At 62.0% G+C, this 12,512-nt stretch carries 10 protein-coding genes; 9 read left to right on the top strand and 1 reads right to left on the bottom strand.

What is annotated here, in order from left to right; genetic code table 11:
* Window positions 1–10: 10 nt before the first annotated feature.
* Window positions 11–1,375 (bottom strand): formimidoylglutamate deiminase, encoded by a 1,365-nt coding sequence (locus tag AC07NR_RS15295; protein ID WP_495078880.1) that lies wholly within the window; start codon window positions 1,373–1,375, stop codon window positions 11–13.
* A 145-nt stretch (window positions 1,376–1,520) separates the two neighbouring features.
* Here AC07NR_RS15295 and hutC point away from each other — a divergent pair, with 145 nt between their 5' ends.
* The 9 genes from hutC (at window position 1,521) to hutH (AC07NR_RS15250) (ending at window position 12,500) form a co-directional block, all read left to right on the top strand.
* Entirely contained in the window at window positions 1,521–2,231 is a 711-nt protein-coding gene (hutC, locus tag AC07NR_RS15290; RefSeq protein WP_162803449.1) for a histidine utilization transcriptional repressor HutC, read from the top strand.
* Window positions 2,228–2,797, top strand: coding sequence for a HutD/Ves family protein (locus tag AC07NR_RS15285; RefSeq protein WP_495078879.1), 570 nt, complete (start codon window positions 2,228–2,230; stop codon window positions 2,795–2,797). The genes hutC and AC07NR_RS15285 overlap by 4 nt, the downstream gene beginning before the upstream one ends.
* A 421-nt stretch (window positions 2,798–3,218) precedes the next feature.
* Window positions 3,219–4,901: a urocanate hydratase gene (hutU, locus tag AC07NR_RS15280; protein WP_432218325.1), complete on the top strand. Its 1,683-nt coding sequence runs from the start codon at window positions 3,219–3,221 to the stop codon at window positions 4,899–4,901.
* An 81-nt stretch (window positions 4,902–4,982) separates the two neighbouring features.
* Window positions 4,983–6,455 (top strand): purine-cytosine permease family protein, encoded by a 1,473-nt coding sequence (locus AC07NR_RS15275; RefSeq protein ID WP_495078878.1) that lies wholly within the window; start codon window positions 4,983–4,985, stop codon window positions 6,453–6,455.
* A 71-nt stretch (window positions 6,456–6,526) separates the two neighbouring features.
* Window positions 6,527–7,495: an ABC transporter substrate-binding protein gene (locus AC07NR_RS15270; protein WP_085732540.1), complete on the top strand. Its 969-nt coding sequence runs from the start codon at window positions 6,527–6,529 to the stop codon at window positions 7,493–7,495.
* A gap of 83 nt (window positions 7,496–7,578) precedes the next feature.
* Entirely contained in the window at window positions 7,579–8,430 is an 852-nt protein-coding gene (locus tag AC07NR_RS15265; RefSeq protein WP_085711027.1) for an ABC transporter permease, read from the top strand.
* Entirely contained in the window at window positions 8,427–9,257 is an 831-nt protein-coding gene (locus tag AC07NR_RS15260; RefSeq protein ID WP_495078877.1) for a quaternary amine ABC transporter ATP-binding protein, read from the top strand. Before AC07NR_RS15265 ends, AC07NR_RS15260 begins: the two co-directional genes overlap by 4 nt.
* 69 nt (window positions 9,258–9,326) lie before the next feature.
* Complete coding sequence (hutH, locus tag AC07NR_RS15255; protein WP_495078876.1) at window positions 9,327–10,850, top strand: histidine ammonia-lyase; 1,524 nt, start codon at window positions 9,327–9,329, stop codon at window positions 10,848–10,850.
* Between the two features lie 117 nt (window positions 10,851–10,967).
* Window positions 10,968–12,500, top strand: coding sequence for a histidine ammonia-lyase (hutH, locus tag AC07NR_RS15250; protein ID WP_495078875.1), 1,533 nt, complete (start codon window positions 10,968–10,970; stop codon window positions 12,498–12,500).
* Window positions 12,501–12,512: the final 12 nt, after the last annotated feature.

Genomic DNA, 12,512 nt, shown 5'->3' with positions numbered 1-12,512 from the left:
TTTTTTTGTGTCAGCCCAAAAGCTCTCGCAGCACCTGGGTGAAGGCGCGATTGCTGTCCTCTTCCCCGGCATGTCGCCCGTCGCGAACGACCCACTGGCCGTTGACCAGCACGTCGCGCACCTGACGGTCGCCACCGGCAAACAGCCAGCGGTTGAGGATCCCGTCACCGCTGGCCGTGGCCAGGTACGGATCCGTGCCATCGAGCACAATCCAGTCGGCGCGTTTGCCGACCTCCAGCGCGCCGATCGGCTGGCCCAGCGCCTGAGCTCCACCGTCCAGCGCCGCGTCATACAACGTGCGGCCGACCATCGGCTGATCCGCGCCATACAGACGATTGCGCCGCTGATCGCGCAGACGCTGGCCGTATTCCAGCCAACGCAATTCTTCCACCACACTCAACGACACATGGCTGTCGGAACCGATGCCCATGCGTCCGCCCTGAGCGAGGAAATCCACCGCCGGGAAAATCCCGTCGCCGAGGTTGGCCTCGGTGGTCAGGCACAGGCCGGCGATGGCGCGACTCTTGGCCATCAGCGTGACTTCTTCCGGATTGGCGTGGGTGGCGTGGACCAGGCACCAGCGCTGATCGACTTCGGTGTTTTCGTACAGCCATTGCAGCGGGCGGCGACCGCTCCAGCTCAGGCAGTCGTCGACTTCTTTCTGCTGTTCGGCGATGTGGATGTGCACCGGGCATTGCTTGTCGCTGGCCGCCAGCACTTCGCTGATTTGTTGCGGGGTGACCGCGCGCAACGAGTGGAAACACAATCCCAGCGACTGGGCCTTCTGCTGCGCCAGCAAAGGTTGCAGGCGCGATTGCAGTTTCAGGTAGTTTTCGGTGCTGTTGATGAATCGGCGCTGACCTTCGTTCGGCGTCTGGCCGCCGAAACCGCTGTGGCTGTAAAGCACCGGCAACAGAGTCAGACCGATGCCGGCGGAGCTGGCGGCCTGGCTGATGCGCAACGCCAGCTCCGCCGGATCGGCGTACGGCTGACCGTTGTGATCGTGGTGGACGTAATGGAATTCGGCGACCGAGGTGTAACCGGCCTTGAGCATTTCGATATACAGCTGGCGGGCGATCACGCCGAGCTGATCCGGGCTGATTTTTCCGACGAGCCGGTACATCAGATCGCGCCAGGTCCAGAAACTGTCATTGGGATTGCCGGCCACTTCCGCCAGCCCGGCCATCGCTCGCTGGAACGCGTGGGAGTGCAGATTCGGCATGCCGGGCAGCAGCGGACCGCTCAGCCGTTCGGCGCCGTCTGCGGTGGAATCGGCCTGAATTCGGGTCAATACGCCGTCGGCGCTGACCTCGAGACGTACATTGTTGGCCCATCCGTTAGGCAGCAGCGCGCGTTCGGCAAAGAAGGCGGACATGGTTCAGCACCCCATCGTGTGTTATTTGTATATACATATACAGACGTTTGCCTGCTCGGTAAACTCCGGCAAGCTAGCAACCTTATCCAATGAACAGGGATCCATCGTGCCGACTCCGCCTCCAGTTTCTCCGTTGGCCGCGAACATGGGCGACAGTCCGGCGCCCTTGTACGCCCGCGTCAAACAGATGATCACCCAGCAGATCGACAGTGGTAACTGGCCGCCGCATTATCGCGTGCCGTCGGAAAGCGAGCTGGTCAGCCAGTTGGGCTTCAGCCGCATGACCATCAACCGCGCGCTGCGGGAAATGACCGCCGACGGTCTGCTGGTGCGCATGCAAGGCGTTGGCACCTTCGTCGCCGAGCCGAAGAGCCAGTCCGCGCTGTTCGAAGTGCACAACATCGCCGACGAAATCGCCTCCCGTGGCCATCGCCACACCTGCCAGGTGATCACTCTGGAGGAAGAGGCCGCTGGTTCCGAACGTGCGCTGGCGCTGGATATGCGCGAAGGGCAGAAGGTGTTCCACTCGCTGATCGTGCATTACGAAAACGACATTCCGGTGCAGATCGAAGACCGTTTCGTCAACGCGCTGGTCGCCCCGGAATACCTCAAGCAGGACTTCACCCTGCAAACGCCTTACGCCTATCTGAACCAGGTTGCGCCGCTGACCGAAGGCGAGCATGTGGTCGAAGCGATCCTCGCCGAGCCGTCCGAATGCAAATTGCTGCAGATCGAAAAAGGCGAGCCGTGCCTGCTGATCCGTCGCCGCACCTGGTCGGGTCGTCAGCCAGTAACGGCAGCGCGCCTGATCCACCCCGGTTCCCGTCATCGTCTGGAAGGTCGGTTCCATAAATGAAAGAGTTGAAGGTTTTACGCGCCGAAGGTTACCCGCGCATGCCGTGGAAAAACGGCGGCGGCAGCACCGAGGAAATCACCCGTGACGCCGGTGCCGGCCTCGACGGTTTCGGCTGGCGCCTGTCGATTGCCGACATCGCCGAATCCGGTGGTTTCTCGACGTTCACCGGTTATCAACGGGTGATCACGGTGTTGCAGGGCGACGGTATGACCCTGTGTGTCGACGGTGACGACACCCGTCCGTTGTTACCCCTCGACCCGTTTGCCTTCAGCGGTGAAAGCCAGGTGTCCTGCACCTTGCTCGGCGGGGCGATTCGCGATTTCAACCTGATCTACGCGCCGCAGCGTTACAGCGCACGCTTGCAGTGGCTGGATGGCGAGCAACGGTTTTTCAGCTCCGCCGGCACCGTTCTCGTTTTCAGTGTCAGCGAGTTGCTGCAAGTGCGGGTCGGTGACAGCGCTGCGCAGCTTGGTCGACATGATTGCCTGCAACTGGACGGCAACACCGGTCTGGTGGAAATCGCCGTCAACGCGGGCTGCTGTGTGATCGAACTGACTGCACGCTGATCCGACTCGTGAAAAACCGCCGCTTTGAACAGTGCCTGTAGGGGCTGTTGAGAGCGGCGGTTTTTTTCATCCCGACGTTCCCGAACGCGCACCAACTTGTTACCGAACGCCCCAGCGTGGCGCAAAACCACGCACATGAACTCGCCTTCCGCTTGTTCAAACCCATCTCGCGAAAAAATTCATACACGCCACAACCCTTGATTCAGGCGTCCTCCAGACTTGCCCGGCGTTTTTGTTGAACAGCCCCCCAAAAAGTTGGCCGCTCGATTGCATATGCTTGTATGTACAAGTAAAGACGTATGCGTATGAGTCGTCAGAGGTTCTCCGCAGCGTCCCTGATTCGCTTGTCGCGCATTGAAGCGCACAAGCCGCTTGCCCACCGCCAGGGTTGGTTTGAATTGATCGCTGAGGAGTCTTTTTCGTGACTGACAACAAGCCTACAAAATTCCGCAATGTCGAAATACGCGCCGCACGCGGCAACAAGCTGACCGCCAAGAGCTGGCTGACCGAAGCGCCGCTGCGCATGCTGATGAACAACCTCGACCCGGAAGTGGCCGAAAACCCGAAAGAACTGGTGGTCTACGGTGGCATCGGCCGCGCCGCGCGTAACTGGGAGTGCTACGACAAGATCGTCGAAAGCCTGACCAACCTGAATGACGACGAGACCCTGCTGGTGCAATCCGGCAAGCCGGTCGGCGTGTTCAAGACCCACAGCAACGCCCCGCGCGTGCTGATCGCCAACTCCAACCTGGTGCCGCACTGGGCGACTTGGGAACACTTCAACGAACTCGACGCCAAGGGCCTGGCCATGTACGGCCAGATGACCGCCGGCAGCTGGATCTACATCGGCAGCCAGGGCATCGTGCAGGGCACCTACGAAACCTTCGTCGAAGCCGGTCGCCAGCATTACGATTCCAACCTCAAGGGCCGCTGGGTCCTGACCGCCGGCCTTGGCGGCATGGGCGGCGCCCAGCCGCTGGCCGCGACCCTGGCCGGTGCCTGCTCGCTGAACATCGAATGCCAGCAGGTGAGCATCGATTTCCGCCTGAAAAGCCGTTACGTCGACGAGCAGGCCAAAGACCTCGACGACGCCCTGGCGCGCATCGAGAAGTACACCAAAGAAGGCAAGGCCATCTCCATTGCGCTGCTGGGCAACGCCGCCGAAATCCTCCCGGAACTGGTCCGTCGCGGTGTGCGCCCGGACATGGTCACCGACCAGACCAGCGCCCACGACCCGCTCAACGGTTACCTGCCGGCCGGCTGGACCTGGGACGAATACCGCGCCCGCGCCAAGACCGAACCGGCCGCTGTAATCAAAGCCGCCAAGCAATCGATGGCCGTCCACGTCAAAGCCATGCTGGATTTCCAGAAACAAGGCATCCCGACCTTCGACTATGGCAACAACATCCGCCAGATGGCTCAGGAAGAGGGCGTGGAAAACGCCTTCGACTTCCCGGGTTTCGTACCGGCCTACATCCGTCCGCTGTTTTGCCGTGGCATCGGCCCGTTCCGTTGGGCGGCGCTGTCGGGTGATCCGCAGGACATCTACAAGACCGACGCCAAGGTCAAGGAACTGATCCCGGACGACGCGCACCTGCACAACTGGCTGGACATGGCTCGCGAGCGCATCAGCTTCCAGGGCCTGCCGGCGCGTATCTGCTGGGTGGGTCTGGGCCAGCGCGCCAAGCTCGGTCTGGCGTTCAACGAAATGGTCCGTCGCGGCGAGCTGTCGGCGCCGATCGTGATCGGTCGCGACCACCTCGACTCCGGCTCGGTCTCCAGCCCGAACCGCGAAACCGAATCGATGCAGGACGGTTCCGATGCCGTCTCCGACTGGCCACTGCTCAACGCCTTGCTCAACACCGCCAGCGGTGCGACCTGGGTCTCGCTGCACCACGGCGGCGGTGTCGGCATGGGCTTCTCGCAACACTCGGGCATGGTGATCGTCTGCGACGGTACGGATGAAGCAGCCGAGCGTATCGCTCGTGTGCTGCACAACGACCCGGGCACTGGCGTCATGCGTCACGCCGATGCCGGTTACCAGATCGCCATCGACTGCGCCAGGGAGCAAGGGCTGAACCTGCCGATGATCACCGGCAAATAAAAAACGGCGGGAGCGAGCGTGCTCGCTCCCGCTCAAGCCAATACAACAACAAAACCCAGAACAATCCACAGAGGTTGAATCATGGCTGGCAACACCGATCGTGCAAGCAACAAACCGTTGATCGAAAGGCGTTCGATCGACTACATCCCGGAAGCGGAAAGACACGGTCGTCTATTCAGTCAGTTCACCCTGTGGATGGGTGCCAACCTGCAAATCACCGCGATTGTCACCGGGGCCCTGGCCGTGGTGCTGGGCGGTGATGTGTTCTGGTCGCTGATCGGTCTGTTGATTGGTCAACTGCTGGGCGGCGGCGTCATGGCGCTGCACGCGGCGCAAGGGCCGAAGCTGGGCCTGCCGCAGATGATCTCCAGCCGTGTGCAGTTCGGGGTGTATGGCGCGGCGATTCCGATCGTGCTGGTGTGCCTGATGTACCTCGGCTTCACCGCCACCGGCACGGTGCTGTCCGGTCAGGCGCTGGGCCAGTTGTTCGGGGTCAGCGACACCGTCGGCATCCTGCTGTTCGCCAGCGTCATTGTGGTGGTCACGGTGCTCGGCTATCGGGTGATCCACTGGATCGGCCGTATCGCCAGTGTCATTGGCGTGATCGCTTTTGTTTATCTGTTCAGCCGTCTGCTGAGTCAAGTGGACGTCGGCGCACTCCTGCAAATCCGTCACTTCAGCTGGAGCAGTTTCCTGCTGGCGGTGTCGTTGGCCGCGTCCTGGCAGATCGCCTTCGGCCCTTACGTGGCGGACTATTCGCGTTATCTGCCGAGCAAGGTTTCTTCGGTGAAAACCTTCTTTGCTGCCGGCGCCGGCTCGGTGATCGGCGCGCAAGTGGCGATGATCCTCGGCGTGTTCGCGGCGGCTTCGGCCAACGGCCAGTTCGCCGGCCATGAAGTGGCTTACATCGTCGGTCTGGGCGGCACCGGTGCCACCGCTGCGCTGCTGTATTTCAGCATCGCGTTCGGCAAGGTGACCATCTCCACCCTGAACTCCTATGGCAGCTTCATGTGCATCGCGACCATCATCAGCGGCTTCCGTGGCCACCTGACGGTCACCCGGATGCAGCGCCTGGTGTTCGTGCTGGTGATCGTCGGTGCCGCGACCCTGATCGCCTTGCTCGGCCAGCACTCGTTCCTCGGTGCCTTCAAGTCTTTCATCCTGTTCCTGCTGGCGTTCTTCACGCCGTGGAGCGCGATCAACCTCGTGGACTACTACTGCATTACCCGTGAGCACTACGACGTCCCGGCGCTGGCCGACCCGAACGGTCGCTACGGTCGCTGGAACCTCCTCGGGATCAGCGTCTATGTGTTCGGTGTGCTGGTGCAGCTGCCGTTCATCTCCACCAAGTTCTATACCGGTCCGCTGGTGGCCGCACTGGGTGATGTGGACATCTCGTGGATCATCGGTCTGGTGCTGCCCGCTGCGCTTTACTACGTGTGCGCAAAGAAATGGCACGGCAGCGTGCCCGATCACCTGATTCTGCCGGTCGAGCAGAACAGCGTTGTACAACCTGAAGCAAACGGGACCGGCCGCGCTGCGGCGCAGGCCTGATCTGGACGTGGACAGGGCTGGATGCCTCTTGAACTGCCGTAAGCCAATTCATGATTAGGAGCGTCACAACAATGAAATCGAACAAGACCCTGCTGACCACATTGCTGTCCATGGGCCTGCTGGCCAGTGCCGGTGCCACCCAGGCCGCCGGCTGGTGCGAATCCGGCAAACCGGTGAAATTCGCCGGCCTGAACTGGGAAAGCGCGATGTTGCTGACCGACGTGCTGCAGGTCGTGCTGGAGAAAGGTTACGACTGCAAGACCGACAGCCTGCCGGGCAACTCCATCACCATGGAAAACGCCCTGAGCAGCAACGATATTCAAGTTTTTGCCGAAGAGTGGGTCGGCCGCAGCGAGGTCTGGAACAAGGCCGAGAAGGCCGGCAAGGTCGTCGGTGTCGGCGCGCCTGTCGTCGGTGCGGTGGAAGGCTGGTACGTGCCGCGCTACGTGATCGAAGGCGATGCCAAGCGCAAGATCGAAGCCAAGGCCCCGGACCTGAAAAACATCGCTGATCTGGGCAAATACTCGGCGATCTTCAAGGACGCCGAAGAGCCTTCCAAGGGCCGCTTCTACAACTGCCCGGCCGGCTGGACCTGCGAGCTGGACAACAGCGAAATGCTGAAAAGCTACGGCCTGGAAAACAGCTACACCAACTTCCGTCCGGGCACCGGCCCGGCGCTGGATGCGGCGGTGCTGTCGAGCTACAAGCGCGGCGAGCCGATCCTGTTCTACTACTGGTCGCCAACCCCGCTGATGGGCCAGATCGACGCGGTCAAACTGGAAGAGAAACCGGGCGTCGACAAGCGCGTGACCATCAAGGTCGGCCTGTCCAAGACTTTCCACGAGGAAGCCCCCGAGCTGGTGGCCGTGCTGGAAAAGGTCAACCTGCCGATCGACCTGCTGAACCAGAACCTGGGCCGCATGACCAAGGAGCGGATCGAGTCGCCGAAGCTGGCGAAAATCTTCCTCAAGGAACATCCTGAGGTCTGGCATGCGTGGGTCAGCGACGACGCTGCCAAGAAAATCGACGCGGCGCTGTAGGTCGATACCTCCCGGCTAACCGTGAGGCTGGCCGGGAGAATTGCCGTCATCGCTTGATTGAGATTTCTGATTGAGAGCCGCTTATGTTTCCCGAACGCTTTACGTTTTCCATCGCCGACTGGGTCAACGGTTGGGTCGATGCACTGGTCACCAACTACGGTGACGTGTTCCGCCATATCTCCGACACCCTGCTGTGGGCCATCGTCAACCTTGAAGGCCTGCTGCGCGCCGCGCCGTGGTGGCTGATGCTGGCCATCGTCGCGGGCGTTGCCTGGCACGCCACGCGCAAGGTCGTGACCACCGCTGTGATCGTTGGCCTGCTGTTCCTGGTCGGCGCCGTCGGCCTCTGGGACAAACTCATGCAGACACTGGCGCTGATGATGGTCGCCACGGTCATCTCGGTGCTGATCGGTGTGCCGCTGGGGATCCTCTCGGCCCGCAGCAATCGCCTGCGTTCGTTCCTGATGCCGCTGCTCGACATCATGCAGACCATGCCCAGCTTCGTGTACCTGATCCCGGTGCTGATGCTGTTCGGCCTGGGCAAGGTGCCGGCGATTTTCGCCACCGTGATCTACGCCGCACCGCCGCTGATCCGCCTGACCGATCTGGGCATCCGCCAGGTCGACGGTGAAGTGATGGAAGCCATCAACGCTTTCGGCGCCAACCGCTGGCAGCAACTGTTCGGCGTGCAACTGCCGCTGGCCCTGCCGAGCATCATGGCCGGGATCAACCAGACCACCATGATGGCCCTGTCGATGGTGGTGATCGCCTCCATGATCGGCGCCCGTGGCCTGGGTGAAGATGTGCTGGTAGGCATCCAGACCCTCAACGTCGGACGCGGTCTTGAAGCCGGTCTGGCGATCGTGATTCTCGCAGTGGTCATCGACCGCATTACCCAGGCGTACGGTCGGCCACGGCATGAGGTGAGCAAATGAGCAACGCAACCGTGAGCAAGATCGAAGTCAAAAACGTCTTCAAGATTTTCGGCAACCGGTCCAAGGATGCACTGGCGATGGTCGGCCAGGGCAAGACCAAGGATCAGGTGCTGAACGAGACCGGTTGCGTGGTCGGGGTCAACGACCTGTCCCTGAGCATCGGCACCGGCGAAATCTTCGTGATCATGGGCCTGTCCGGCTCCGGCAAATCCACGCTGGTGCGCCACTTCAACCGCCTGATCGACCCGACCAGCGGCGCGATCCTGGTGGACGGCGTGGACATCCTGCAATACGACATGGACGCCCTGCGCGAATTTCGCCGGCACAAGATCAGCATGGTGTTCCAGAGCTTCGGCCTGCTGCCCCACAAGACCGTGCTCGACAACGTCGCCTACGGCCTGAAAGTGCGCGGCGAGAGCAAGCAACTGTGCGCCGAGCGCGCGCTGCACTGGATCAATACCGTGGGCCTCAAGGGCTACGAAAACAAATACCCGCACCAGCTCTCCGGCGGCATGCGCCAGCGTGTCGGCCTGGCCCGCGCGCTTGCGGCAGACACCGACATCATCCTGATGGACGAGGCGTTCAGCGCCCTCGACCCGCTGATCCGCGCCGAGATGCAGGACCAGTTGCTGGAGCTGCAAAAGACTCTGCACAAGACCATCGTCTTCATCACCCACGACCTCGACGAGGCCGTGCGCATCGGCAACCGCATCGCGATCCTCAAGGACGGCCGCCTGATCCAGGTCGGTACGCCGAAAGAGATCCTGCATTCGCCGGCGGACGAATATGTCGACCGCTTCGTGCAGCGGCGGGCGGCGGTAGTTTGAGGTTCGTTCCCACGTCGAACCGTCTGCGTGGGAGTGCATTCCGTGACGATCAGGTTAAAGAGGTTCTAGATGTCCCAGGCTGAAAAAATCGTTATCGCCGACGCTCCGATGCGCTGGCAGGATGTGGTCGCGGTAGCCCGTCACGGCGCGCAGCTCGAGCTGTCGGCACAGACCTGGGCGCGCATCGAAAATGCTCAGGGCATCGTCCAGCGTATCGTCGCCAGCGGCGAGCGCGCCTATGGCGTCAACACCGGGCTGGGCGGTCTGTCCAACGTCTCGTTGCAGGGCGAACAACTCAGTCAGTTGTCGCGTAACACCTTGCTCAGCCACGCCTGCGGCGTCGGCCCGGTACTGGCCGACGAGCAGACCCGCGCCATCATGTGCGCCGCGATCCGCAATTACAGCCACGGCAAATCCGGGATTCATCGGCAAGTGGTCGAAGCACTGCTGGCGTTGCTCAATCGCGGCATCACCCCGCAAGTGCCGTCCCAGGGTTCGGTCGGTTACCTGACCCACATGGCTCACATCGGTATCACGCTGTTGGGCGTGGGCAATGTCAGCTATCGCGGGCAAGTGATTTCCGCGCAGCAGGCGTTGGCCGAAGAAGGCCTGCAACCGGTGCAGCTCGGGGCGAAGGACGGTTTGTGCCTGGTCAACGGCACGCCATGCATGACCGGTCTCGGTTGCCTGGCGATTGCCGATGCCACGCGTCTGGTGCAATGGGCAGACGTGGTCGGCGCCATGAGTTTCGAAGCTCAGCGCGGCCAGATCGCCGCATTCGACGCCGAGATCATCGCGCTCAAGCCGCACCCGGGCATGCAACAGGTCGGCGTCAATCTGCGGGCGCTGCTCGATGGCAGTGAAGTGATCGCGAAGAGCAAAGGCATTCGCACTCAGGATGCGCTGAGCATCCGCTCGATCCCGCAGGTGCACGGTGCCGCGCGCGATCAACTGCAACACGCGATCAAACAGATCGAAACCGAACTCAACGGCTGCACCGACAACCCGTTGCTGCTGGGTACGCCGGACAACTTCCGGGTGATGTCCCAGGCCAACCCGCACGGACAATCGGTAGCGCTGGCGGCGGATTTGCTGGCGATCGCAATGGCCGAAATCGGCTCGATTGCCGAGCGGCGTCTGGACCGTCTGATCAACCCGCACGTCAGCGGTCTGCCGGCGTTTCTGGTGGCCAATCCGGGGGTGAACTCCGGGATGATGATCGTGCAATACGTCGCCGCGTCGCTGTGCGCGGAAAACCGCCAGTTGGCGCAACCGGCGGTGCTCGACAACTACGTCACTTCCGGTCTGCAGGAAGACCACCTGAGCATGGGCACCAACGCCGCGCTGAAGCTGCATCGCGCACTGGAAAACTGCACGCAGATCCTCGCCATCGAGTACCTGTTGGCGGCTCAGGCCTTTGAATTTCTCAAGGAACAACGCTTCGGCGCCGGCACCGATGTGGCGTGGCGACTGCTGCGCGAGAAGGTCCCGGCCTACGATCAGGACCGTTGGCTGGCGCCGGATATCGCCGCTGCCGCGAGCGTGTTGAAAGACCCGGATCTGCTGCACCACGTACTGCCGAATTTGCACTGACAATTACCCATACCAGCGTGCCAAGGCGCGGATCGTCCAAAAGACGAGAAGCGACGGATAACGGAATGCTCCGGAGCGACTGGTAGTTAATAACAATGCCTCAAAAGGAGCATTTAAATGACTGCGCTGAACCTGATTCCCGGCCAACTGAGCCTGGCCCAACTGCGTGATGTCTATCAGCAACCGGTCAAGCTGACCCTCGACAACAGCGCCAGCGCACAGATCGAAGCCAGCGTCGCCTGCGTCGAGCAGATCCTCGCCGAGAACCGCACCGCTTACGGCATCAACACCGGTTTCGGCCTGCTGGCCTCGACCCGCATCGCCAGCGAAGACCTGGAAAACCTCCAGCGCTCGCTGGTGCTGTCCCACGCCGCCGGCGTCGGCCAGCCGATCAGCGATGAGCTGGTGCGCCTGATCATGGTGCTCAAGGTCAACAGCCTCAGCCGTGGTTTCTCTGGTATCCGCCGTGTGGTGATCGATGCGCTGATCGCGCTGATCAATGCCGAGGTTTACCCGCACATTCCGTTGAAAGGTTCGGTCGGTGCCTCCGGTGACCTCGCGCCATTGGCGCACATGTCTCTGGTGCTGCTGGGTGAGGGCAAGGCGCGCTACAAGGGCGAGTGGATGGAAGCCACCGAAGCGCTGAAAGTCGCCGGTCTGACCCCGCTGACCCTGGCCGCGAAAGAAGGTCTGGCGCTGCTCAACGGCACGCAGGTGTCTACCGCATTCGCTTTGCGCGGTCTGTTCGAAGGTGAAGACCTGTTCGCCGGCGCGCTGGCGCTGGGCGGTCTTACAGTTGAAGCGGTACTGGGTTCGCGCTCGCCGTTCGACGCCCGCATCCACGCCGCCCGTGGCCAGAAAGGCCAGATCGACACCGCCGCTGCCTACCGCGATCTGCTGGGCGAGCGCAGCGAAGTGTCCGACTCGCACCAGAACTGCGAAAAGGTCCAGGACCCGTACTCGCTGCGCTGCCAGCCGCAAGTCATGGGCGCTTGCCTGACCCAGTTCCGTCAGGCCGCAGAGGTGCTGGTGATCGAAGCCAACGCTGTATCCGACAACCCGCTGGTATTCGCCGCCGAAGGCGACGTGATTTCCGGTGGCAACTTCCACGCCGAGCCGGTGGCCATGGCTGCTGACAACATGGCGTTGGCCCTCGCCGAAATCGGTTCCCTGAGCGAGCGTCGCATCTCTTTGATGATGGACAAGCACATGTCGCAACTGCCGCCGTTCCTGGTGGCCAACGGCGGGGTGAACTCCGGCTTCATGATCGCCCAGGTGACTGCGGCCGCACTGGCCAGCGAGAACAAGGCACTGGCTCATCCACATTCGGTGGACAGCTTGCCGACCTCCGCCAACCAGGAAGACCACGTGTCGATGGCTCCGGCCGCCGGCAAACGCCTGTGGGAAATGGCCGAGAACACGCGCGGCATTCTCGCGGTGGAATGGCTGGCGGCGGTGCAGGGTCTGGACCTGCGCAACGGCCTGAAGACCTCGACCAAACTGGAAAAGGCCCGGGGCATTCTGCGTCGTGAAGTGCCGTTCTACGAGAAGGACCGCTTCTTTGCGCCGGACATCAATGCGGCGACCGAATTGCTGGCTTCGCGCATCTTGACTGAACTGGTTCCGGCGAAGTTGCTGCCGAGCCTGTGATGCACTCATCGC

The sequence above is a fragment of the Pseudomonas sp. GW821-FHT09C09 genome (assembly GCF_059418105.1).
This window is presented reverse-complemented; position numbering and strand designations above follow the sequence as displayed.